The sequence below is a fragment of the Caballeronia sp. LZ032 genome (genome assembly GCF_031451315.1).
Lineage (GTDB): Bacteria > Pseudomonadota > Gammaproteobacteria > Burkholderiales > Burkholderiaceae > Caballeronia.
The window spans coordinates 2,988,642-3,011,445 of sequence record NZ_JARUXP010000001.1 but is presented as its reverse complement, the minus strand read 5'-3'; the positions used below and the strand labels follow the sequence as shown (position 1 = coordinate 3,011,445).

Annotated in this window: 19 protein-coding genes and 2 pseudogenes; 11 read left to right on the top strand and 10 right to left on the bottom strand. The window is 57.9% G+C overall.

Annotated features, from left to right (window positions below; all coding sequences use genetic code 11):
* The first annotated feature begins 31 nt into the window (after positions 1 to 31).
* Both QCE69_RS14150 and QCE69_RS14145 read left to right on the top strand, forming a co-directional pair.
* The gene (locus QCE69_RS14150) at positions 32 to 592 is read left to right on the top strand and encodes a serine protease (protein ID WP_309931234.1); all 561 of its coding nucleotides are present in this window, start codon (positions 32 to 34) and stop codon (positions 590 to 592) included.
* Positions 593 to 696: 104 nt separating this feature from the next.
* Entirely contained in the window at positions 697 to 1,812 is a 1,116-nt protein-coding gene (locus tag QCE69_RS14145; RefSeq protein WP_309931233.1) for a hypothetical protein, read from the top strand.
* Between the two features lie 39 nt (positions 1,813 to 1,851).
* Here QCE69_RS14145 and QCE69_RS14140 read toward each other — a convergent pair whose 3' ends face one another.
* A complete protein-coding gene (locus QCE69_RS14140) occupies positions 1,852 to 2,829 on the bottom strand; it encodes a hypothetical protein (protein WP_309931232.1) in 978 nt (325 codons plus the stop codon).
* Between the two features lie 66 nt (positions 2,830 to 2,895).
* Here QCE69_RS14140 and QCE69_RS14135 point away from each other — a divergent pair.
* Positions 2,896 to 4,106, top strand: a protein-coding gene (locus tag QCE69_RS14135) for an IS3 family transposase (protein WP_309931230.1) whose coding sequence is annotated in 2 segments (ribosomal slippage) — positions 2,896 to 3,211 and positions 3,211 to 4,106 — 1,212 coding nt in all. Because the reading frame shifts where the segments join, the coding sequence is not laid out codon by codon here.
* On the opposite strand, the gene QCE69_RS14130 is transcribed toward QCE69_RS14135, so the two are convergent.
* Positions 4,072 to 4,818, bottom strand: a complete 747-nt coding sequence (locus QCE69_RS14130) for a hypothetical protein (RefSeq protein WP_309931228.1) — start codon at positions 4,816 to 4,818, stop codon at positions 4,072 to 4,074. The genes QCE69_RS14135 and QCE69_RS14130 overlap by 35 nt on opposite strands.
* Before the next feature lie 409 nt (positions 4,819 to 5,227).
* Between QCE69_RS14130 and QCE69_RS14125 the strand changes: the two genes are divergently transcribed.
* Both QCE69_RS14125 and QCE69_RS14120 read left to right on the top strand, forming a co-directional pair.
* Positions 5,228 to 6,334 (top strand): dsDNA nuclease domain-containing protein, encoded by a 1,107-nt coding sequence (locus QCE69_RS14125; RefSeq protein WP_309931226.1) that lies wholly within the window; start codon positions 5,228 to 5,230, stop codon positions 6,332 to 6,334.
* 56 nt (positions 6,335 to 6,390) lie between these two features.
* Entirely contained in the window at positions 6,391 to 8,091 is a 1,701-nt protein-coding gene (locus tag QCE69_RS14120) for a hypothetical protein (RefSeq protein WP_309931225.1), read from the top strand.
* Between the two features lie 185 nt (positions 8,092 to 8,276).
* Here the strand turns inward: QCE69_RS14120 and QCE69_RS14115 are convergent.
* From QCE69_RS14115 to QCE69_RS14105, 3 genes are all read right to left on the bottom strand, one after another.
* A protein-coding gene (locus tag QCE69_RS14115) for an IS3 family transposase (protein WP_309931223.1) occupies positions 8,277 to 9,400 on the bottom strand; the annotation gives its coding sequence in 2 pieces (ribosomal slippage) (positions 8,277 to 9,142 and positions 9,142 to 9,400; 1,125 coding nt in all).
* A 206-nt stretch (positions 9,401 to 9,606) separates the two neighbouring features.
* Entirely contained in the window at positions 9,607 to 11,937 is a 2,331-nt protein-coding gene (locus tag QCE69_RS14110; RefSeq protein ID WP_309931221.1) for a hypothetical protein, read from the bottom strand.
* A 5-nt stretch (positions 11,938 to 11,942) separates the two neighbouring features.
* A complete protein-coding gene (locus QCE69_RS14105; RefSeq protein WP_309931220.1) occupies positions 11,943 to 13,235 on the bottom strand; it encodes a hypothetical protein in 1,293 nt (430 codons plus the stop codon).
* Positions 13,236 to 13,601: 366 nt separating this feature from the next.
* Here QCE69_RS14105 and QCE69_RS14100 point away from each other — a divergent pair, with 366 nt between their 5' ends.
* The 3 genes from QCE69_RS14100 to QCE69_RS14090 all read left to right on the top strand — a co-directional run bounded on the left by QCE69_RS14100 (position 13,602) and on the right by QCE69_RS14090 (position 15,478).
* Positions 13,602 to 14,069, top strand: coding sequence for a hypothetical protein (locus tag QCE69_RS14100; RefSeq protein WP_309931218.1), 468 nt, complete (start codon positions 13,602 to 13,604; stop codon positions 14,067 to 14,069).
* A gap of 66 nt (positions 14,070 to 14,135) precedes the next feature.
* The gene (locus tag QCE69_RS14095; RefSeq protein WP_309931216.1) at positions 14,136 to 14,978 is read left to right on the top strand and encodes a hypothetical protein; all 843 of its coding nucleotides are present in this window, start codon (positions 14,136 to 14,138) and stop codon (positions 14,976 to 14,978) included.
* A 137-nt stretch (positions 14,979 to 15,115) separates the two neighbouring features.
* The gene (locus QCE69_RS14090; RefSeq protein WP_309931215.1) at positions 15,116 to 15,478 is read left to right on the top strand and encodes a helix-turn-helix domain-containing protein; all 363 of its coding nucleotides are present in this window, start codon (positions 15,116 to 15,118) and stop codon (positions 15,476 to 15,478) included.
* A gap of 345 nt (positions 15,479 to 15,823) precedes the next feature.
* Here the strand turns inward: QCE69_RS14090 and QCE69_RS14085 are convergent, their stop codons facing one another.
* The 4 genes and pseudogenes from QCE69_RS14085 to QCE69_RS14070 all read right to left on the bottom strand — a co-directional run.
* The gene (locus QCE69_RS14085) at positions 15,824 to 15,997 is read right to left on the bottom strand and encodes a hypothetical protein (RefSeq protein ID WP_309931214.1); all 174 of its coding nucleotides are present in this window, start codon (positions 15,995 to 15,997) and stop codon (positions 15,824 to 15,826) included.
* Between the two features lie 806 nt (positions 15,998 to 16,803).
* Positions 16,804 to 17,667 (bottom strand): DUF2092 domain-containing protein, encoded by an 864-nt coding sequence (locus QCE69_RS14080; protein ID WP_309931212.1) that lies wholly within the window; start codon positions 17,665 to 17,667, stop codon positions 16,804 to 16,806.
* 42 nt (positions 17,668 to 17,709) lie between these two features.
* Positions 17,710 to 18,726, bottom strand: a complete 1,017-nt coding sequence (locus QCE69_RS14075) for a transporter (RefSeq protein WP_309931211.1) — start codon at positions 18,724 to 18,726, stop codon at positions 17,710 to 17,712.
* A gap of 670 nt (positions 18,727 to 19,396) precedes the next feature.
* Positions 19,397 to 19,573, bottom strand: a pseudogene (locus tag QCE69_RS14070) (porin); the annotation flags it as partial.
* Between the two features lie 490 nt (positions 19,574 to 20,063).
* Here QCE69_RS14070 and QCE69_RS14065 point away from each other — a divergent pair.
* Positions 20,064 to 20,582: pseudogene (locus QCE69_RS14065) on the top strand (TolC family protein); the annotation flags it as partial.
* Between the two features lie 58 nt (positions 20,583 to 20,640).
* Here QCE69_RS14065 and QCE69_RS14060 read toward each other — a convergent pair.
* Positions 20,641 to 21,021, bottom strand: a complete 381-nt coding sequence (locus QCE69_RS14060) for a surface-adhesin E family protein (RefSeq protein ID WP_309931210.1) — start codon at positions 21,019 to 21,021, stop codon at positions 20,641 to 20,643.
* An 86-nt stretch (positions 21,022 to 21,107) separates the two neighbouring features.
* Here QCE69_RS14060 and QCE69_RS14055 point away from each other — a divergent pair, with 86 nt between their 5' ends.
* Entirely contained in the window at positions 21,108 to 21,560 is a 453-nt protein-coding gene (locus QCE69_RS14055) for an RDD family protein (protein ID WP_309931209.1), read from the top strand.
* 293 nt (positions 21,561 to 21,853) lie between these two features.
* Positions 21,854 to 22,690: an alpha/beta hydrolase gene (locus QCE69_RS14050; protein WP_309811730.1), complete on the top strand. Its 837-nt coding sequence runs from the start codon at positions 21,854 to 21,856 to the stop codon at positions 22,688 to 22,690.
* Positions 22,691 to 22,804 lie beyond the last annotated feature (114 nt).

The following is a 22,804-nucleotide window of genomic DNA, read 5'->3' as shown; positions in this document are numbered from 1 at the left end:
GGTCGCAGAGTATGCGGTCCAGCTTTGCTCCATGAACATAGAAGTCCCGGGATTTTCGCAGCCGGTCCAGCTGGACATCGCGATGCTGAATCCGAAGGAGCCGTTTCCGACGGAGGTTCCTCGGATACCGGTCGTGCTTGGGGATACGCTGCGACTTGGCCAGCGCGTATTCCTGGTAGGCTATTCTGAAGAGCTGCGCCTCCCGTTCGACATCGACCGACTACTCTTGCCAGAGACAAAGGGCGTCGCCGAATTCAAGGCAGCCATGGACAAGGGCTACATGGCCGACATGACGGGCCCGCTCATCAAGCAAGGGCATATCGGCAACCTCAGGCGGATAGTGACGACAGTCTCTGGTCTCGGAACCCTCGAATGCGATGTCATGTATATCGACAACGCAATGCATCCCGGCGCCAGCGGCGGCCCAGTGTTCAATGAGCGGGGCGAGGCCATCGGAATACTTTCTCAGCGCGCCATGACCGCCGTTGAATACGGAACCGATGGCCGAGCACGCGTGCCATCTGGTTGCACCATCGCTATCGGCCTCAGCCCGCTTGAGTTTCTCGGCAGGACGCCCCAAGCCTCTAACTGATTGCAGCCGGCTCGCATAGTCTGCTGACCTTAGTTGATTGACGTCTCGTTTGGGCTAGACTGGCGATTCGCCTGCACCGGAGGCAACCAGCAGGAGCGTACTTAATGGCCATCGACTTGTTTGCTGACTTGGGTCGGCCAGAAAGCGAACTGCATCCGCAATACAAAGCGTTGAGAGACCTCCCCGGTTATGCGCCGGCCCGACAGCTCATACGAGAATTGCAACGTGAGTTTGCCGACCCGGACGGAAACTTCGTGGAGCAGTTTCAGACTTTTGCGCTCGATGCCCGGACCTTTGAGTTCTTTCTTTCCGTGATGCTGGCAGATTCTGGCCACGAGTTGGACCGGAGCATCGACCGGCCAGATTTTCTCGTCACAAAAGATGAGGTCACCGCAGCCGTCGAGGCGGTCACCGCGAACCCGCGAGGGAACGGCAGCATCCAACCTTACGACGCTGTTCCCGACGCTAGGTCACTGCAGGAAGCCGCCGAGCAACTTGAGCACACCATCCCAATCAGGCTCGGAAGCCCACTGTTCACCAAGCTCAACAAGAAATACTGGGAGCTACCGCATGTCGCCGGCAAGCCATTGATTCTTGCGATACAGGACTTCCACACGGCTGGAGCACTGATGACATCGGATGTTCCGCTGGTGCAATACCTCTACGGGATTGGGCAGACTTGGTGGCATGACGAAGATGGCAACCTTGTCATTCAAAGCCATAACCTCGGCGAGCACAGAGAAGGCGCCAAACGCATTCCGTCTGGATTTTTCCAGCAGGAAGATGCGGAGAATATCTCTGCGGTGCTGTTCTCCAACGCGGGCACGTTGGCAAAGTTCGACCGCATGGGACACCAAGGTCAGTATAGGGCTAGAGGTGTTCGGATGCTTCGTTGGGGCTCCTGCTATCGTCATGACCCGAACGCAACGCTTCCGCGTCCATTCGTGTACGAAGTCGGTGATAGCGAATGGCCAGTCGAAACTTGGCGGCAGGGAACTGTTCTCGTCCACAACCCAAATGCGCTGCATCCGCTACCTGAGCAATGGCTAGGCGCCGCACTTGAACACACGTTAGTGGATGGCGAACTGAGGACGATGGTTTCGGAGCAGTTCTTCCCCTACAGTTCCATCACGCAAATCATGACGAATGCGTCGCGTGGCGATGTCAGGAGAACAGCTCAAGGTCTCTACGACGCACTCACCAGCGTGCTGCCACCGTGAGGAGCCGCGCGGTATTCGGATGAGCGCCTCGATGTCCGCTCACGCCGCGGTCTGATTAGTCTCGATGTCAGATGGGGATGACCCGCTCGGAATGAGGTCTGCAAAGATTGCTGCGGTCCGGGAAATCTGTCGCTTCGAGACCGGATTGATGACCTCGTCGGAAGCCGCAAGCGGATGTCGTAGAAAGTGTTGTGTGATGACTTTGCGCAGGTCTGGTAAATCCCTCACGGTGTCTTCAATCTCGGAAGCGAGGAGCACCTTGATTGCGTACCGTTTGGGGTCTACGCTGGCCCGCATCGCTTCAATCTTCGCATCCGCCTCTGGTGACAGCTCCCCGGTGAGCCATAGCTCGAAAGTCAGTGCGAGGTTCCTGAATTCCGGGTTATCAAGCGTTTGGCTTCGAACGGTTGGGATGCGCTTGTTCAGCCACGCCTCGACGTCGGAATCCGAAAGCAGACGCCCCGGCAGCAGGCCCTTGCACTCGATAAACCGAATCTGTTGGCCAGGCACGACTACTCTGACGTCGACTTCCGCAACGTCCTTTCCATCCTGTCGGTAAATCTTGTTCATGGTGATGTTGGCGCCGGCAACCGTCCTTCTCATCACATCTGCGATTACAAATTCGAAGAGCGCTCCGCGAAGAGTCCCAGCTGCGCCTTCAATTTTGCCGAGCTTCTCGAACAACTGAGTGAACTTCTCAGGTTCGACCGCTTGAGTAGCTGCCTGCGTCAGCGTCGCACTAAGCTCCATCAAGGCCCGCGCGACGTCGGTGCCGAAGAGGGATTCGGTTGTTGCCGGTACGACACCCTCACGCCGGATTGCATCCAGCGCCTCCAGGGTGTAGCGATGCGCGACGAAGAACTGCATCGTTCGAACCCCGCGCACCTGCCGCAGCGACCTGCATTTGTAGATGAATGGCGAGAGGTCGTTAAGGTCAACCTCATCTTTAAGTAACACATCGAGTACGATGAATCCGGGCTTGGGGCGACTGGAACAGCCCCCTGAATTGCCGGACACGGTCTCTACCTTAAAATAACGGGTAGTCATACGACTGTGTTTAGACCTAACAGCAAGCAGGAAGTGATGGAAGTGTTGACTGGGCCGGAGCGCCGGCGGCGGTGGTCTGCGGAAGAAAAGGCGGCGATGGTCCGGGAGAGTCTGGAACCGGGTAAGACCGTATCGATGGTGGCTCGCCAGCATGGCGTCAATCCGAATCAGTTGTTCCATTGGAAGAAGCTGTATCAGGACGGAAGCCTGTCGGCGGTGTCCGCTGGTGAAGAGGTCGTGCCCGCTTCAGAGCTGGCGGAGGCGCTCAGGCAGATTCGCGAATTGCAGCGACTGCTCGGCAAGAAGACCGTAGAAGTCGAAATTCTGAAAGAAGCAGTGGAGTACGGTCGAGCAAAAAAATGGATAGCGCGCTCGCCCTCATTGCCGGGGGACGACCAGTGAAGCAGGTCTGTGATGTTCTCGGCGTTGCGCGCTCGAACGTGTCGGTCAGGCGTGCACGCCCTGCCGGCTGGCAAGACAGGCGCAGCGCCGTGCAGACGGATGATGCGGAACTGGTGGCGGAAATCCGTGAGGCCGTCATCGATTTGCCGAGCTACGGCTATCGTCGCGTCTGGGGCGTGATTCGAAGCAATCGGGAGACGCATGGTGCCGGGCCAGTGAACGTCAAGCGCATTTATCGCGTCATGCGAGTTCACGGTCTGCTGCTGCAGCGCCGGCCGAGGCGTCCCACCATCACGCGGCGACACGACGGACGGGTTGCGGTTGCCAGAAGCAATCAACGCTGGTGCTCTGATGGCTTCGAATTCCGGTGTGAGAATGGCGAGGCATTGCGCGTCACCTTTGCGCTGGATTGCTGCGACCGCGAAGCGATGAGCTGGGTTGCGACGACAGGCGGCTACACCGGCAACGACGTTCGTGACGTGATGCTTGCAGCCGTTGAGCATCGGTTTGGCAATGTCGATGCCGTACCGTCTTCGATTGAATGGCTAAGCGATAACGGCTCGGGATATATTGCGCACGAGACACGTGCGTTTGCGAGCGGTATCGGACTCACGCCGCTCACAACACCGGTGTGCAGTCCGCAAAGCAACGGTATGGCCGAGAGTTTCGTGAAAACCATGAAGCGCGACTATGTCGCCTTCATGCCCAAACCGGACGCTGCAACCGCAGTACGCAATCTGGCAGTGGCGTTCGAGCATTACAACGAAAGGCATCCACACAGCGCCTTGAAATACCGTTCACCTCGTGAGTTCAGGCGCAGGACGGATTCATCAAATCAAGTGTGAGACGGTGTCCGGAAGTACGGGGGCAAATCCAGCGACCGGATTTGTTCCAGGTGGCCAGCGCGCTTATATAGGAAGGCGCGGTCATATCCCACTCGAACATGGAAACAATAGGCCGTGCTGCAGCCAGACCACCTCGAAGTTTGAAGCTATTGAAGCTCCCGAGCCCAAGCTTCGCCGCCCATTCCTGAACCGACTGAAGAAGGACAGTCTCCGCTATCAGCCGTGCCCTGATGGGGGGCAGCAGTTCATCGAGATACGGGGCGTTCTTAGCGAAGGCGAAACATTGCCCCAACCCGGGCACCTCGATAGTCTCAAAGAGGCCGATGTCGACGAGGTTCTGCCAGACACGTTCGAACGGGATTTGACGCGGACCACCCGAGATGCCGGCGGCCGAAGCGAGGTGGACCATCGGCATCAGGCCGCCGCGCGCTTTAAGCGCTCGTATGACTCGGGAATATGCGCCATTGCCCTCTTCAAACGCTTGAGCTAGCCGGGCCCAAAATCTATCGCTGCCATATTGGCTGGCCGCATACAGAAATCTTGCGCGACGCGCGAAGGGGATAGTCAGCGCGCGTACCTCCGCGCTTCGGCGCTCGATTTTCTTCCGTGCTGCCGCCGGTGTGATGCCAAGCCAGCTCGCGAGGCCAAGTGCAACGCTCCCACTGAGCTGGGGGCCTTCTTTCACCAAGAAGTCGTGCAAGTCGTCGGTCATGCTCGGAGTCTCCCTGTCACACAGCGCTATTTATAATCTTACGGCCATGTGACTGTGCCCCGCAAATTTTGCTTTAGGCTGCAAGAAAACTGTTTAAAAACAAATATTTACAACATTGTAAAATTTCGTGCTTGGCTGGCACTGCTGTCACAGTCGCGAAAATGCGTGATTGTTCAGCTCTTCAAAGTGCGTTTGGGCGGGACGGCGAGGGACGCATTTTCGAACTCCAGCCAGAAACTTTAGATTCAAATCGCATATTTCGGCACCCCCCAGCCGCACGGAATGCGTTCTGCACAGCTCGCGACGAGCGGTTCAATATCACGGCGCGGCCCTTCTAATCAGAGATGCGTATCGATGATGCAGCATACGCTGGTTATAATGGGTCAACTAAAAAGCGCCGCCCTTAGACGTGAGAGACCTAAAATCGACCGGGTCGCAATCCCCGCTGCCTCCTTCGGGAGTTAAATCTCCGAACCCGCTTTTTTCACCACAGCGTGAGACGGCTGGGGCGGTTACCGCGGACCGATTCAGCTACCAGTACGACTGGGCGCTCCATGAGTTCCTCGAACTCCATCATCGAGGTGAGGCGAGCATTGTCTTCGTCGAGCTGCATGAGGACGTGGTTTTCGGGACGTCCTTAGATGCAGAGGAAACCAGCTTCATCTTCTGTCAGGTCAAAGCTGGTGGAAAGAGCGGCTACAGTTCACAGGCTTTAATTAAGCGTTCGGGAGCCAAGAACTCTATTCTCGGAAAAATGCTGTCCAGTATCGCGGCGAAGGACATTGCCGAGCGCGTTCAAAAATTGGGCTTAGTAGCGACTCGTGGTTTTTCGCTTAAGTTGAAGACCGCCGGATTTCGCCTCGAAGAGATACCTTTCAGCGAGCTGGAAGAGAAGACCGCCACCGTTATCCGCGATTCTTTGCAGACCGAGCTGAACGCTAACGTTCCCCTCGAGAAGCTGCATTTTCGTGAACCCTCGCTCGACACGCGCTCCACGCGCCACGCCGTCATTGGTCTAATCTCAGACCTGCTCACTGAGCGTAACCCAAATCAGCACAGCAACAGTACTCAGATATATGTCGTGCTCACCGACGAGTTGCGGCGCAAGGGTGAGATTGCGTGGGACTATTCCGACTGGGACCAGCTTGTCATGCGGAAGGGCCTCACGGCCGACCGCGTTGAAGCACTCTTCGCGCAATACTCGTCGACGGCGTCTACAGACGAACTCATCAACGACTTCGATTCACAGGTCCGCGAGCTGGGATTTCTGACGCGTGACGTAAAAAGGCTTCGGGAGCGCGCTCGTACCTACTTGCTCAACACGCTGGCCGGAGGAGCGCTGGTTCAGGTGCAAGTCGGAGATTCAATACGCGAGCACCTCTCGACGGTCGAAGGGGTGCTGTGCCGACAGACGCTGGCGAGCCTAGTCAACAGCTGCGCACCTGTCGTCACCGAACATCTCAGAGACCAAGAGAGCCGCGCCGCCGCCTACATAATCGAGTATCTCAGGTCATAGTGATATGGGATTACCCAACTACAAACTGCTCGTAAGAAATTTGCGTACGAAAGCCCATGAGCGCATTGATATTCAGGACCCTCTACGTACAGTCGACTACCCAAAAGCTCGCCGGACGATTCGGGTTCGAAGCCGGCTTAAACCTGATAACGGGCGCGGATAACTCTATCGGCAAGTCTACGCTCGCACGTCTACCGCTATGGACGCTAGGGTGCGATATGGCATTCGACGCGGACTGGAAGAATTTTGATGTTCGTGCGTTGCTGAAGTTCGAGCTCGGCGGGCGTGAACACTACGTCACTCGGTACCGCGATGAGTGGCGGATACGAGCGGGCGATGGTTCGTGGGCATCCTACGAGGTGGGCAGCGACGAGTTCGAGAAGAAGTTCGCCTCGTTGGTCGGGTTTGGCGCGAAGTTGCCGCGAAGGAAGGAACCGTGGATTCATGAAGTGCCCTCGCCGGAGCACTACTTTGTGGCTTTCTACGTTGACCAGATGCGCGGGTGGGTCGAGCCGCTGAACAGCTTCCAGATTTACAAATACGAAAACTGGAAGGGTACGGTCCTATCGTTTCACGTCGGGTACCGCTCGGCCGAATATTTCAATCTCGATGCCGAGATTGCGAAGGGCAAACAGGCCGTTCTCGATGACGCGGACCTAATCGACCGCTACACGAAGGCTGTGGACGTATTGGATTTGTTTGCTCCCGAGGAAGAGCTTCCGACAACCGACGTAGAGCTCGATTCGGCAATTGCAGACATCCAGGGGACGATGGTTGCGGTCAAGCGACGAGAGCAAAGAGCGTTGGCAGTCCTCCGAGCGAAGCAAGAAGAGCTCGAGATTACGAAGGTTCAGATTGGCATAGCGAAGGCGGCTGTTGAGGCGCTTGAGAAAGACTACGACTACGCGAATGACCAGTTAGAATCCGACGTGCTTATTTGCCCCCTTTGCGCAACGAGGCACGACAATACTCTCCTTGAGCGCGCCTCCCTTCTCCAAGACCGGGCCGACGCGGAGCATCAGGTCGAGGATTTGACCGAACGCCAGTCCAAAATCGAAGCGGTTGTGAACACGACACTCCGCCGGTTAGACACTGTTCGAGAGGACTTGTCCAAGTTGAATCGGCGGTTCAAACGGCTCGATAGGGACGTCACCCTCAAGAGCATTCTGGAATCGATGGGGACGGATTCCGTTCGCCGAAGAGCAACGTCTGAGACGAATGAAGCAAGAAAGCGCCAACGTGATTACAACAAGCGGTTGTACACTCAGCGCCAGGAGCTCGCCGAGTTGGTCGATGAGGACCACGAGGAAACTATCAATCGCTATTTCCGCAGCGAACTTCGCGAGTTGTGCCGCGTTCTCCGCATCAAACCCGGCTTCGACATTGAGACGGCAACGCCGCTGGACTTCCGAAAGTTGGTGGCGGTAGGCGGCGGCGCTGACAGCACCCGGATGCGACTCGTCTACTACCTTGCGCTGCATCGAGTCATCCAGCACTACAAGACAGAGGTTCTTGCACCGCTTGTTCTCGACACTCCGAACCAGCAAGACCAAGGCGTGTTGAACTACAGTGGCGTGGCGGCGGAATTGAAACGACGTGCGACGGACCAGACTCAGTTCATCATCTGCGCCACACGCCATCACGCGATGTCCCAGCTCGAGCATGACTCGCACGTAATCGAGCTGGATGAGGCGCAGCTTCTGTCAAAGGAAGCTTTCGACCGTTACGAGCATCGTTTCAACGACTGGTTTGCGTGAACTGTTGACGAAAACGCTCGGCAAGCACTGAACGCCTTGCCGAGCGGGAGTAGCGCCCGGCGGCTGCCGGGTCGTAAACGTTTCTATTTCCAGGCCGCCCTGCTTGGCCTGAAGTGTCATTCTCTTGCCGACTTGCTTCCTGGATTGGACGTTAGAAACGCTTATGAGCTGACCTGCCCCCGGTATTAGTACGAAGCTCCGTTAGAGTCCGACGTTAATAATTCCTTCGCTTCTTGCGCCTTTGCGAACTGCACCGGCGCCAGGTAGCCGAGCGAGCTGTGAGGCCGCTCGGTGTTGTACTCGATACGCCAATCTTCAATCAGCCGCCTGGCGTGGCTGATGGAGACGAACCAGTGCTCGTTCAGGCATTCGTCCCGGAATCGCCCGTTGAAGCTCTCGATGTAGGCGTTTTCCACTGGCTTGCCGGGCCGGATGAATGACAGCGTAACGCCCACTTCGTAAGCCCATGCATCCAGCACCTTACCGGCGAACTCCGGACCGTTGTCCACCGTGATGGACTGGGGCAAGCCGCGCATCTCGCGTAACCGTTCAAGCACCTGTTTAACCCGTTGACCTGGCAATGAGGTATCAACCTCGATAGCCAGGCACTCACGCGTGTAATCGTCGACCACGTTCAGGCAGCGAAAGCGTCGACCATAGGCCAGCCCATCGCTGACGAAGTCCATCGACCAGCTCTGGTTCGGTCCCGTTGGCATCGGCAGCGGTTTGCGCTCGACAGCGGCAATGCGCTTGCGACGCCGCTTGCGCACGCTCAGTCCAGCCTTGCTATACAGCCGCCAGATGCGTTTATGGTTTGCCAGCCAGCCCTCGCGCTGCAACAGCACATGAATGCGCCGATAACCGTAGCGACGCTTTTGCGCCGCGATGGCCATCATCCGGCCAGTCAGCGCCTCGTCTTCGGCCCGGCGGCGCGACTCATACTGAAACAGCGAGCGAGAAATCCCTACCAGCCCGCAGGCTCGGGTGACACCCATGGCGCGTTCGGTCATCAATATCTGGACCGCTTCGCGTTTGGCCTGCGGGCTTGCTATTTTCGCGACAGAAGGTCCTTCAACGCAGAATTGTCGAGCATCGACTCGGCCAGCAGACGCTTGAGCTTGCTGTTCTCCTGCTCCAGCTCCTTCAGGCGCTGTGCATCGGACACCGTCATGCCGCCGAATTTCGCCTTCCAGTTGTAGTAGGTCGCCTCCGAGATGCCGTGCTTGCGGCATAGCTCTGCTGGCTTAAGGCCCGTCTCACTCTCCTTCAGGACGCCAATAATCTGTTCTTCGGTGAATCGCTTCTTCATGCCCGCTCCTTGTCGGAACGGACTCTACACCGTCAGCGTACTAATGGCGGGGAGCAGGTCAAGCTCGCTAACGCGCTGATTTGACAGCCTAAACGCTTTGCTGCGAGGAAGCGGAAACGTTGCGGTCCTGCCGGATGGATATGTCGAAGAAGCCAAGCTGTCCGCTTCAGTTTTTGCGTCGCGCTGGTGCTCTTTCTGCAACTCGGTCAGGCACTGGCATCGGAAGTCTTGTCAGATTCTTGAAACCCTGGAAGCTCTTTCGCGAGGATGCGCAACCACCCGGGTAGGTCCTGCGCCTTTTCCAAGAGCGCCCCCATGTGTTCCCGAAAGAGGGTCACGCGTCCCACCGCCAAGGCGAGCAAAAATTCAGGCAATGCCTCTCCCGCCGGTGCATCGTGCAAATCCATCAACCTGAGGACGAGTCGCTGCATGTCGCCACTGAGGTCCGGGCTGGCCGAATAGTCCAATTCTGACTTGTACGCAGCACGCAATAGCGCCGCCTGAATGGCGGGGTCGTTGAACCGCGTGAAGTTCGCCGGCGCAATGAGCGTTTGCTGGAATAGTCCACTTATAAGACTCGTCTCGCTGTCCTTGCTCCCGGCAGCGCGGCACGCCTCGAGGAATACAGCAACTGTCATCAATACGCCAGACCCCAAGTCTGTTCCAGCGAGTGGCGGAGATGGTTGCCACAGCAAAAATCCGGGAGACATAGCGGGCGGACTATCAACGTACGAGGGCATGAACGCCATCGGCCCCTGCAGTCCGTTCCCTTCTCGGAATCTGCGCAATCGCTCGGTCAAGCCTGCGGGAGCGTCGATGTCTCGGTCGGAACACTCGTCCAACACATTCTTGACGAGCTGAGCTTCGGCAGCCCAGTCCACGTTCTGGTCAATCTTGCCAATCGGGAGTTCGATGTGCGCTTTGAACTGGTATCGGCTGTCATCGGCATTCAACTGAAGGTCGGTCTGCAATTCCTTCAACCGCGCGTCGCTTTCAGGGAGTACGGCCAGGGCAAGATATAAACGCGGTCCCCTAGGTTGGGTTGCGCGCAGCGATGCACTAATCTGTTTGAAAATGAATCCGTTACCGAGTATGGGCGCGACCACCACCACGCTAGCACGGGAGATGAACGCCTGCAGTTCATCACTCGGTCTATCCAAATCGGAGCTGTTGAAAACTCGGATATCGGCCCCGGGCGACTTCTCAACCAGAAGCGTTTGCGCCAACTCGGCCATGCGCTTCGCTTGTCCTTCGCCTGGCCGCCCCTTTTCAAGGGTGTCGACAGGGTAGACCACTGCGGTATCGCCAGCCGCTGCGTAATTAGAGAGCCAGCTTCGCAGTAAGCACTCACCGTTGTCATTGTCGACGCAGTACGTGGCGACGAGCTCGGCGGTATCGAACGATAACGACCAGAATGACTGTCCTCCGGGCCGACGGCGGGCAACGAGAGCCACTCTATCTTTGGAGATTTTCGTCAACACTGTTTTCCGAGCAGCCGGAAGCGCCCTGTGCGCTAACCGTACAGACTTCGGCTTGAAGTTCTGACTCAGAAACCGTTCGCCAATAATTCGAACCGCCTCGCACCCTGGCGGCACCTCTCCAACATCGGTTTCGAATTGCGGCCGCAAGCCGGCCAACGATGACGGTCCCGTCAGTTGACGGGGCAGGCTGAAGAGAACGTTTCGACGCCTTTCGGTAGTTGCCGTTTCACCTAGTAGCTCTCGAGGCTCGAGGCCTAATACAGTGAAACACTCAACGTATAGGCGACCCAGCTTTTCGATGATGCGAGATTCCATTCCCCCGGAGGTTGACGCTGAAATGATAACGAAGGCGGGACCGGAGTCGAGGCTCACATCGTCCAAGCCCTCATACGAGCGGAAGCTTTCGACAACGTACCTGCGTTGTGCGTCGTCCCCCTTGCGCATTGAAATCAACGCTTGGGCAACGGGCCAGATTGCCATCGAGTCAACGAGTACGCGAACCTTGGCCTCGGGAAGTCCGTCGCAATACTTGGTGAACGACTCTAGCAGTCGAAGGGCGACGAACTCGATGGACGCAGTGCAAGTGAGTAGGCTCTCCGTGCGGATGAAGTGGGACGACACCCGGTTGGACAGTTTGGCGAAATAAAAGCCTTGAGGTGCTGCTGCAACAATGCTTCCAAGGTCTAACTCCGATTTGACGAAGCTATCGAACGCTGGCGCCAGCACTTCTCGCAGGCCGTCTAGCTCCATCCTATTTTCGTTAGCAACATGATAGATGTGCCCACCATTTTTATAAGCGAAGAGCGACACATGGCACAGCCGCGAGACCACGTCGAAGGAAGTGCCGTTGTTTTCCGGCTGTTCTTGCTCTTCCCGCAACCGCCGTGCAGTCTCCGTGTTGCCGAGAACGATGAGTTCAGGGGGCACAGGATTGGTTGCAGACCAGCTTCGAAAATTTTCTCGAATCTCGGCCCAATTAGGTGTGTCAGAGCCCAAGAACAGAAGCAGCGAATTCTTTGTGAACGGCGTAGGGCCAGAAAATGGAATGAAGAGCATCGACGTCACACCGGCAACAGGATGGAATATGCGGTGCCTTCAACAGGCCCGAGTTCTCGCCGCGTCCATGGTCGGAGGAAAAACATCATCTTCCCGTCCTGCAGGAAAACATGCGTTCCATCCTCCAGCTTGATGTAGTCTGTCGACAAGTCGTGCGCGCGCAGCTGCGTATCGATGTCGGTTACCGCTGACTGCGTTCCGAAAAGATACGCCAGCCTTCCTGTGCGTATGCGAAGAAACCCATTTCGCTTCATGAGCAATGTGGCGATGCTAAACAGGCCTATGCCGCGCAGCGAGTTACCTGAGGAAGTCCGCCACTTCTTGAAGCAATCGATGATTGCGTTTTCCTCTTCGGCTACCGGGATGTCGGCCAAATTATCCACCGAGCGCTTTGCCTCGGGGCGGCTGGCGAGCCACCGGCGTGCGAGCCCCGGTCCGGAGTCAACCATCGTAACTTCCATGAAGCTGAGCTTTCGCAAGGGGCCCTTATGTGTACTTGGTGGCTCGTCTCTCTTTACGCGAGGGTGAGTCGTGAGACTTTGCAAGAGGTACGAGTGGACGTGCGTATTTCCGCCCGCGAACATGTGCACGTTATCGTCGTCAATCTGGCGCAGGCGCAATGTGACCGCTCGGACGCCTTTGTCGTATTCCACACCGTGGTGGTTAGCTCGCGCCCACCAGTCTGAATTCTCGACCAACTCACGGACCAGATGCGCCAACGGGTCCGAGACCTCGCGCAGATACTTTGCTGTCCAGTCATCGGCAAGATGAGCGAGCACGTCTTGAATTACGACACGGATGTCGCCTTCCGGTCGCACTCGCCATGTGGCTTTATCCCGCTCGTAGAACGGGCGGATAAACTCTCGCTTGCTCCCTTGGATGCACATGAGGTTGGCCCGCGTTTCACTTGTCTCGTGCGTTTGATGGAACTGAAAATTATCCATTGCATCGAGAAATGCGCCGTAACCCTTCGCCTCACGACGCTTGAGGACTGTTCCGTCACCACCTTGCAGCTGGCCCGCGAGCACCCAAGCGGCTAGGACATAAGGAAGCCCGAGGTGCTTCTGAAGGCTAGTCTCGAAATTTTCAGCCGAGTTGTAAAGGTCTGAAAACGTCGCAACAGCATCGCTCTGATAGTTTCGCGCCCATGTCACAACGAACTGGAGCAAAGCGGCCTCGGCGCAGAATGATGTAACGCCAGCAGGAGCCATCGGAACCGCGAGTTCGCGCCACTCTTGATTGCTCAGAGTTGCAATTGCGTCCTCGATACTGTCGATATCCCGTTCTGGCAGTTGCATCTTCGATTCCTGTTCGCCGTTCGCCTTTTTTGGCACGCCATGTCCACTACTTCCCACGAAATTGTAGCTTAGCGACCGTGGACCTCAGTGCCCGGTTCGCCGCTCTCCAGCTCGTCAGACCGGCGGCGGCTGGAAGTTCATAGATTTGACCCGATTATTTTAATTGGTTGACTTGGTTGACCTATAGTTTGCTTGAGCTAGACTGAGGTGGCGTCACTACCAAGGCCGCCCATGACTCGCGTTAATTCGAAAATTGCTGGTCCAGCGCCGGATACTCCGGCCGAGTCTGCGCGCCAGGCGGTGCTCCGTCGCCTCGCCTCATTCGTTGGCCGACTGGATGCGGACGAAGCGAGCGCATGGAGTGCGATGTCCGATGATGAGCTAGAGCACCAACTCAGGTCTTGCTTGACACGAGCGGCGACGCCCGAAGGCAACCAAGCCCGGTCTGGGTTCGAAGGAGCGTTCGACAAGGATGAAGTGCTCCGCGGGCGCGAGGCGCTGGTGCGTGAGCGGCGTCTGATGAAGCCAGCGACGTTCTTGCAGGAACTCGGCGTTACCAAGCAGGCGCTGAGTAAGGCGGTCAAATCCGGGCGAATGTTCAGTCTGGACGTCGGGCCGGCGACATACTATCCAGCGTTCTATCTTGACCTGGACGTTGACCGGAAGCAGCTTCAGAAGGTGACTCAGGAGCTTGGGTCTCTACCGGGCTGGAGCAAGTGGCAATTCTTCACGCAGCCCAAGGGGTCACTCGGGAGGCGCACGCCGCTTGAAGCGCTTGCCGAGGGGATGGTGGAAGACGTCAGGATGGCGGCACAGGCATTTGCTGAGCGATGATGGCAGTTTGGCACTCGAACTATGTCGGCGCAACGCCGAGCGCATGAACGGCTTGAAGGTGCATACATGATTGTTCTGGAAACGAACGAGACCTTGCGCACAACACGCGACGAGGCTCGACATTTTCTGCGGCTTGGCCAGGCGGAGCGGGCTGAGTCTGAGTGGTACAAGAGCTTTCTGACCTACGCCAGCGTTCGGAGCTTCTTCAAGCGGTCGGTATTCGGAAAGGGGACTGTCTTGAAGGTCAGCGCGATTACTCAGGTTGCGCTGGCGTACGTTGCGTGTGTCGATGATGAACCAGCGGACGTGGTGCCCAGTTCCTCGGCTGTCCAGGTAGTGATGAAGCGCGCGAACGCCTTCGAGACCGCGCTGCAGGCTGAGGATTCTTCTTGGGTACCGCGGGATTTGCAGAGGAGTTTTTCCGGCTCACTCAAACATCTCCGCGACGCAGCGTCTGCGGTCAAGACACGCTCTGCTGGGCGCCCCGCATTCGAGGAGCGGCGCACTTTCGTTCTGCATCTTGCTCGAGCGCTTTATGAGATGTGCGGAGATTATCCGAATAAGTTCATTGCTACGGCTGCCGCTCGCGTCTGGGAGGACACGGAATCCCGCGCCGTCCGGAAAATACTGACCGACGACGAGCGAAGTGCCATCGAGCGGCATGTCGAGGAAAAACGGCGCCTAACTGCCGAAAGCGAGAACGCCGCGCACCTCCTGGTTGCTCGGGCGAGCATCGCACCAAAGGTGTTACCTTCGGTCGCAGAGCCGCAAACGACCAGTGAGATATTCCAAGCGATGCTGGCACTCGCGAAGCGCCTTCCGGATGAGACCGACGCAATCGTCGCCGTCGACTACCTGGATATGCTCCGTCGCGACATCGGGATAGAGCCGGACTTTACACCCGAGTGACAGGCGGCCGAAATTGGCCTCGAAAATGAGCGAATTTCGGCCGGATGATTTGCCGCGCGATTTTCTCTGTATTTCGGTAGCAACGTTTTGAAGTGTGTGGCGAAAAATGGGCGTCAACTTCACTACCGTTGCATCTAATGCACAAGCAAACTGGACCGCTGGACCTGTCGTCGTTCAGCAGCATCATCTCTAACTGGCCTGAGAACACCGCTGGGCATCAGCGTGCCCGTCTGCTCGAGGCAATGAAGGTGCGCGGCGGCGTCACCACACTAGAGGCGATGCGGTTCCTCGACATCGTCGACCCTCGGCCGCGGATTGTCGAACTGCGCAAGGAAGGGTACAGAATCAAAACCTTGTGGACCCGTCAGCCGTCTGAGTGCGGCAGGCTACATTCCGTCGGGCTCTATGCACTTATCAGTGCCCAACACGGCGAGAGTTTTTCTGGGCAGTCAAACGCGTCGCTCAAGTGTTCTGGCAGCCAGATGACTCTTGCGCTGTAGTTGTGAAGGCGCCGTCTCGTCGGCATGCCTCGGAGGGACCATTACGTGTCGGACCTTGTGGGGTGGCTACCTTCGTGGAGAGGTAAGCGCTGGTGCAATATCTCGACGCCCTGTTTCGTGACGATGCGACGCTAGGCGGGCACGTTCACGGCGCAATCTCGGAGACGCCACGCAGGTGATAATTTGTGCTCACGCCGCACCTACTTCGCATCAATATCAAATCTGACATGCTCGAAGAACTCTACAAGCGAATCTCCCCGGCCTGCTGCTATATAACTATTTTTCTGGATGACGAGAAAATCAGCGAAGGTACAGGGTTCTCAGCCTCCGCAATAAGACGGCGCTTTACCGTTGAGCGCCCCGGTGCCGCGTAACCATCACTGCTTCGAACTCGTGCGGCCTGTTGTGCTTGAAGCGCTGGAAGAAGTCCTCGCCCGGCAAGCCGTTAACCAGCGCCATCAAACAGCCGTAATCGAGGCGCGCGCAATCGCAAAGGGAATCGGCCGCGTCGTGCAGCAAGCGATATCGCTCTGTAAGTGAATCGCCTGGTTTGAAGAGTGAGTGCAAGCGTTGATAGGTGACGAGCCGTCGGTGTTCGGCGGCTCGCTGCAGAACACCAGCAATTTCCTGAACCTTTTATCGCCAGCGTCTCGCGCGCTCACGCCGACGAGCGCCAGCGTGAACACCCCCCACCACCGCACCTTTGAATAAGCCACGTGTTGCCCTCGGAAGTTGACTGCTTTTTATGTTCACTGGTCCGGTTTATCGCGGTGGACTAACCACGATGTATTGCACAGTCGTCCCTGCGTATTGCGGCTGATACCAGTTCGGTCCGCAATGCTGATAAGTGATGCCATTGACGACGACGGCCGAGCAGCTCGTAGGCAGCGTCGCTACGGCAGTACCAACGACAAGTGCCGTGGTGACACCAACCGCTACGCCAACAGCAACGGGGTCCGCGTACCAGCCCCCCCAATAATGGGGCGGCGGCGGGGGCGGAGGTCCTGGCGGATGCGGTCCTGGCCCCGGCGGCGGCGGTCCAGGCGGGTGTGGCCCCGGCGGCGGTCCCGGAGGATGAGGGTTCGGCTGCGGGCTCGGGCCAGGCTGGGGGCTTGGCCCCGGAGGATGCGGGGCCGGTCCTGGCGGCGGCGCTCCATGAAGTTGCCCACTCGGCGGCGCCCCGTGAGGTGCATGCCCACCTTCGAAATTGCCGTGCGGCATGGGGTGAACGCTGGTACGTGCCATCCCACGGAATGCGAGAGCAGTCGTTGACGACAACGGCAGAACCACGACCAGGGAGAGTGCCGTCAGACGGAAGGTACGTTTCATTGCGCCTCCTGCAGAGGCGAGCCGGTGGCTGGCTTCAATTCAATCTGATGGGAACCGGCGAGCGGTCGCCACATGAAGGTGCCGGGGCCAAAGGAAACGTGGGTATTCCATTGATAGGTGACCTCGTGACGAGGGCGAGACGCTTGACTCACATCTGTGATGACCATGCGGCAAGGTAACGGGCGGCTGCCTTTCTCAATCCACAGCTCCCAGTCGATGCCGGACTGTCGATATGCATAGTGCGTGCACCAATGACCCTCAACGCGCTCAAGCCCTAAATTCTGGGCTGAGGTCAATGCAAGGTCGTCCACCTTGCCATTGCCCCAGTAAAAAAGGTCGGCAAGCGGTGTTTCGATGTTGTAGGTCGTGGCAAGCTCCTGGACGAGGCCATCAATCGTAGGCGGAGCTGGATTTCGAGAAAAATACTTGTCGCCCGTGTTGAAGATGACGAAGTCTCGTCCGTCATAGACGATGCCTCTGTCTCTACGACTTCCAGATATGTCGGCGCGCAGTCGATTCGGTCTTCTGACTTTGATGACCGTGTGATGCAGATAGCTTGCATTCTGGCCATTGTCGAGCACGAGGTCGGTGGATGAATCAGCACGGACCTCGAATTGCGACAGGGACCGTAGGTAGTCCCCCATCTGTGAGAGAGCACCAACTGCCTGTTGGTCGTACGGTGCTACGTTGGTCGTCGTGTCTTCTTGCGTCGCAGGCGTTGCGGATGCTGCTTGCGTCGCGCTTGCGGCAACCGCGGGCGTGTCGCTGACTGACGGCGAGGAGCCAGCTGGGGACGCGCAGCCGGCGAAGACGATTACAACGACGAGTGACGAAAAGCCGACGAAGCCTTTGAAGTCCATCAGGGAATCCTCAAAACCTTGCGTATAGAGAACGGCTGCAGCTCAGAAGATGAGTGTCGCCGTTGCCATGAAGCTTCTTGTGCTCTTCAACCGGTTGGTGCTGGTGATAGTGGGTACCCACCGAAGACTCGCCGAGAACGGCGCCTTTCCACCCAGCTTTGTGTCGTAGGTAACGATGGGGCCGAGCGCGAAGTCATGTCCCACGAAGCCGTTTAGACGGTCAGCAGTCGGACCAGAATCATTCCCAAGTTGTTGAACCGTGCCCATGACGAGCCCGAGGCCGACTCCATTGGAAAACTTCTTCAGGCCCATCACGTCCAGCGTAAAAAGCGGAGCGTTTTGGTAGTCGGTGTCGTGATTGCGCGTGTAAAACTGAACCGCTGCAACTGCATCAAACTCAAGGCCGTATTCAGGGAAACTTTTGGTGTAAGCGAGTTGCGGGATAAAGGTCCAGTTGTTCAATCCAGGGTTTGCCAGCGCGTTCGAATCATATTTGCCCGTTGGTGCCCAGAAATTGAAACTCAGTGAGATATGGTCCGTTTCAGAGAGGTTGTAGCCCGCCTCAATCGGCGTGAAATACATGTCGTAGAGGTTCGACGCCCGGTCGCTGGTCGAACTGGCGAATCGTCCGGCTGCAAAGCTGCCCGTAACTTTCGTCCATATGTACGGGAGCGTGATGCCGGATGCAAAATTCCACCCCCCTGATCCGCCCCACCCATGAACGAGCGATGCAAGCGTCAGCGCGACTTCGCCGTCAATGCCTAATGAGGCCTTGCCGGCGATAGGTACCTGCCGACTGCCACTGATTGACCCGTCGATGTAGAGCTGCTGCAGGCTGACGATCGTTATGTTTTCGGGAGGAACGAGGCCGATGCCTGACAGGACGCTCGTGCCAGCGACCGGTCGACCAAGCGCACCTTCGGTCGCCGTTGCCGGCGAAGACCACTGCCCGGCTAAGATGAAAAGGAAAGAAAAAATCGTGGCTCGAACGCGTCGAGATAGTAGCTTGCGCGTTTTGGCCGGACGTCGTCGAGCGAGCTTCCTGACCAGCGTGAACATTTGGCGCCCTGTATGAGGTGTTGGATGACGAGATGTTCATCCAAGTCAATCTACGTACAAGAGTCAGACCTACATGATTCAACTACTGCAGCTGGTCAATCTTTCCTATAAAGCGTTCAGCAAATAGGCTGAATAAAGGCTTTTCATCCAGAAACATTAGCAAACGTTTGTATCAGGCGCAATCTCGCCGTCTCTGTTTCGTAGCATCGTTGCAGGCATTTCGATTTCTTATTTGCGCGCCAATGCGCTTGCTTCCATCTGCTAACCCTGAGTTAGCCGGAATCAATTTCTTGCGCAACCGATGTCCAGCAACCACGCAGAAACAAACGTGCGAAAGGAGCCCTATGGCTATGCTCGACTCGATAGCCGCCGAACTAATGCGTGCGTTTTTCCTATCTGGGCTAAAGGATGGGAGCGACAAGGAGGGCGCTCGAGTTTGTGTGGACTGTTCGAAGAGCGAAAAAGACCAGTTGATTCAACTACCCGGAGAAGCTAACAAAAGTCGTTCCGAGCCTGTGGGGCAAAGCCAGGTGAACACCAATCGCAGCTTCCTCACAGTCACCTATGAGACTCAAGCTGTCTCAGTCGTCCTCTCGACTGCGGCTCATCCAGCGACCCCAGCCCGTCACTCCACTCCAGGGAAATGATGAGCATGCGTAATTCATATCTAGCGGCTGCCCATCGTGTCGCCGCTCACCATCTGGTAAGCATGATGGCCGTTGGCGTTGCTCGTGAAATCCAGACCTTCGTCAATCAGGCCGTACAGCGTAACGCTGCTCTGCGCATGGACCATACCGCACATCATCATCAAAGCGGGCAGTGTGGCGGCCACCATCGTTTTCTTCATCGTTCTGCACCCCGAGCAAGAGATTGGTTTCGTGGGCGGCGTGTGGCACGCGGAAATCGCGTACGAACCAGTCTGCCAGGCGCGGTGGCAGATCAAGGAACCTTCAACATCAATGTTCCGAATTCCGGGAAGACTGATCTTCGTAAAACGGTGATGCGTGGCGAATTGGATTCGATGCAGCGGAAAGAAACCGGTGCGTGACGCGAAAGATAAAAAACTCTTCATGGTTTTCGGGCAATTCGCACAGTGGCGAATCCGTAGTCTCTCCATACCGACAGCAGGCAATCCGCTTGTCTGGACGGGTAACCGCTCCCTGGAGAGATTCATGAAAAAGCTCGTGCAAGTCATCGCCGCCGCCATGGCATCCGCTGTCATTCCCGCATTCGCCCAGGCCGTGACGCCGCAAGCGCAAGACACCATGGTTGCAGCAACGCAACCGGCAGGATCGGCCCCGGATGGCGGCCAGGCGGACATCAATCCGGGCATCACGCGACGCGTTGCCGCCGCCAACGCGAACATTGGCGTGGCAAAGGCAGCATTCTTCCCTGATGTCACGCTAGGACTCGACGGCGGTTATCAGAGCGATACCTTCTCGCCGTGGCTCGCCGCACCCGACGAGATCTGGTCCATCGGACCGCAGCTCATGTTCACGCTGTTCGACGGCGGCAGACGACGTGCGGCGGTGGCCGTTGCACGCGCGAAGCTCGCGGAGAACGGCGCCAATTATCGCGAAACGGTGCTTGCCGCATTCCAGCAAGTCGAAGACGAACTGGCTTTGCTGCACCACCTCGGGGACGCGTCCAGAAACGAGGACGAGGCCCTCGCTTCGGCGCAATCGACGTTGGCGCTCGCGATGTCGCGTTACCGGGATGGGGCAGTGAGTCATCTGAATGTCGTGACGGCGCAGACCACCGAACTCCATGCGCAAATCTCGTCGCTGGACCTGCGCACCCGACGGCTGACTGCCTGCGTAGGCCTGATTCAGGCCCTTGGCGGCGGCTGGTCCTGAGCCATGAACCGTGCGGCCGTTCCTTTATGCGCTTCAGGTTTGCGGAGGCGTCGTTACTTCACTCCATTCCTTCGGCTCCGCAGATCTTCTCCGCCGCCACATCCCAGACCGAATCCGGCGGGATGTCACGGAAATCATCGGCCGACCCCGGCTCGCTCACCACCGGCTCGCCGTCGGCGCCGTACCCCGTGTAGTCGCTCGTCGCAATCCGCCTGCCCGCGCAATCGATCGACCATCGTTCCATCCCTTTCACCTGCACGCGGCCATTCAATTCCTTATAAGGCGGCTTGCCTTCGAAGCGCACCCACACCCGGCTGACCGGCCCGCCGACGAAGCTCGATGCATCGGCGAACAGCTCGAACGACGGGTTCGACGCGATCAGCCTCCAGTCCGACGCCGCCGCCTGGCTTCCAGCCAGCGCGATGAACGCCGCAGCCATCGCGCGCCTGATGCCCGCTTTCAGGTTCCGTTTCACGTGAGTGTGCTCAAATCGGATGATTGCGTGACTTTATCCCAGGACGCCCGTTGCCCGACCAACCCGATTCCTTCCCCATGCGCCTCGCCACGGTGTCCGAGCGTGGCCGCGCGTTGTTCATCGATTCGCTGTGGTGGACGCTCATTGCGCTGTTCGTCCCCCTCGGACCCTCGCTCGACACGATGCCGCTGTCACCCGATGCACTCGCCGCCGACATGTTTCTATGGCTGATGCTCGCGCAATGCGTTCCGATACTGATTACCGGCGTGCTGTGGACCGTCTGGGGAACCTCGCCGGGAAAGCACGTGCTGAAACTGCGGATCGTCGATGCGGACAGCGGCGAGCCGATGACGCCGCGCCAGTCCATCCTGCGCACCGTCGGCTATCTGCTGACCTTTGCCATGTTCGGTGCGGGCTTTTTTTGGATCTGGTTCAATCCACGCAAACAGGCTTTGCATGACCGCATCGCCAACACGGTCGTCGTGACGGGGAGACCGGCGTGATGCGTCAGACGCGCGTCGACAACCCCATTCACCGACGGGCGATCCATCCAGTCGACACAGCAAACGTGTACTGTTCTACTCGGGCGACGAAACCGGACGCATAGCTTGACGTTTCGCGGCCGATACCCGCCTCATGCAATTCCCCGGCGGTTCATCGCCGGCGCTCAATCCGTGAAGTCCGGCTGAACGCCGGTTGTCTCCTCTGATCCATTCGCATGCTCGTCGGACCTGTGCCGCCGTCGCGCATCGGCACGACGTCGTGTTCCACCTTCTTCCAACCAGCGAGGTTCATCATGCCGTTCGTCACGACCAAGGATAACGTCGAGATCTTCTACAAGGACTGGGGCCCGAAGGACGCTCAACCCATCGTCTTCCATCACGGCTGGCCCCTGTCTTCGGACGACTGGGATGCGCAGCTGCTGTTCTTCGTGCAAAAGGGCTATCGAGTGATCGCGCACGACCGGCGCGGGCACGGACGTTCGTCGCAAGTTTCCGAAGGTCACGACATGGACCACTACGCCGCCGATGCCTTCGCGGTCGTCGAAGCGCTCGACCTGAAGAACGCAGTGCATATCGGGCACTCGACCGGCGGCGGCGAAGTGGCGCGCTATGTCGCGAAGCATGGCGAACCGGCGGGACGCGTCGCGAAGGCAGTGCTCGTCAGCGCCGTGCCGCCGCTGATGCTGAAGACCGAAGCCAATCCGGAAGGCCTGCCCCTCGACGTATTCGACGGCTTCCGCAAGGCGCTCGCCGACAACCGCGCGCAATTCTTCCTCGATGTGCCGGCCGGCCCGTTCTACGGTTTCAACCGCCCGAATGCGACGGTTCATCAAGGTGTCATCCAGAACTGGTGGCGCCAGGGCATGACGGGCAGCGCCAAGGCCCACTACGAGGGCATCAAGGCCTTCTCGGAGACGGACCAGACGGAAGACCTCAAGTCGATCAGCGTGCCCACGTTGGTGCTGCACGGCGAAGACGACCAGATCGTGCCCTACGCCGATGCGGCGCTCAAGTCCATCAAGCTGCTGAAAAACGGCACGCTGAAGACGTATCCCGGTTATCCGCACGGCATGCTGACCGTGAACGCCGACGTCCTCAACGCCGATCTGCTCGCCTTCGTGCAGTCCTGACCTGACTGACCTGACCTCGCCGCACTGACGGAACGTGCGAGCCGCCGATGCCGCGGCTCGCCCCCCCCCACTAGGTTTTCTTCCCATCGCGCCGGCCTTGTTCATCCGCGCCGG

Bases quoted from the DNA above. Each gene is read 5' to 3' on its own strand.
- QCE69_RS14145 (WP_309931233.1), top strand. From the start codon at position 697: ATGGCCATCGACTTGTTTGCTGACTTGGGTCGGCCAGAAAGCGAACTG.
- QCE69_RS14095 (WP_309931216.1), top strand. From the start codon at position 14,136: ATGATTGTTCTGGAAACGAACGAGACCTTGCGCACAACACGCGACGAG.
- QCE69_RS14075 (WP_309931211.1), bottom strand. From the start codon at position 18,726: ATGTTCACGCTGGTCAGGAAGCTCGCTCGACGACGTCCGGCCAAAACG.
- QCE69_RS14080 (WP_309931212.1), bottom strand. From the start codon at position 17,667: ATGGACTTCAAAGGCTTCGTCGGCTTTTCGTCACTCGTCGTTGTAATC.
- QCE69_RS14110 (WP_309931221.1), bottom strand. From the start codon at position 11,937: ATGCTCTTCATTCCATTTTCTGGCCCTACGCCGTTCACAAAGAATTCG.
- QCE69_RS14100 (WP_309931218.1), top strand. From the start codon at position 13,602: ATGTCCGATGATGAGCTAGAGCACCAACTCAGGTCTTGCTTGACACGA.
- QCE69_RS14090 (WP_309931215.1), top strand. From the start codon at position 15,116: ATGCACAAGCAAACTGGACCGCTGGACCTGTCGTCGTTCAGCAGCATC.
- QCE69_RS14120 (WP_309931225.1), top strand. From the start codon at position 6,391: ATGAGCGCATTGATATTCAGGACCCTCTACGTACAGTCGACTACCCAA.
- QCE69_RS14105 (WP_309931220.1), bottom strand. From the start codon at position 13,235: ATGCAACTGCCAGAACGGGATATCGACAGTATCGAGGACGCAATTGCA.
- QCE69_RS14150 (WP_309931234.1), top strand. From the start codon at position 32: ATGAACATAGAAGTCCCGGGATTTTCGCAGCCGGTCCAGCTGGACATC.
- QCE69_RS14050 (WP_309811730.1), top strand. From the start codon at position 21,854: ATGCCGTTCGTCACGACCAAGGATAACGTCGAGATCTTCTACAAGGAC.
- QCE69_RS14130 (WP_309931228.1), bottom strand. From the start codon at position 4,818: ATGACCGACGACTTGCACGACTTCTTGGTGAAAGAAGGCCCCCAGCTC.
- QCE69_RS14060 (WP_309931210.1), bottom strand. From the start codon at position 21,021: ATGGCTGCGGCGTTCATCGCGCTGGCTGGAAGCCAGGCGGCGGCGTCG.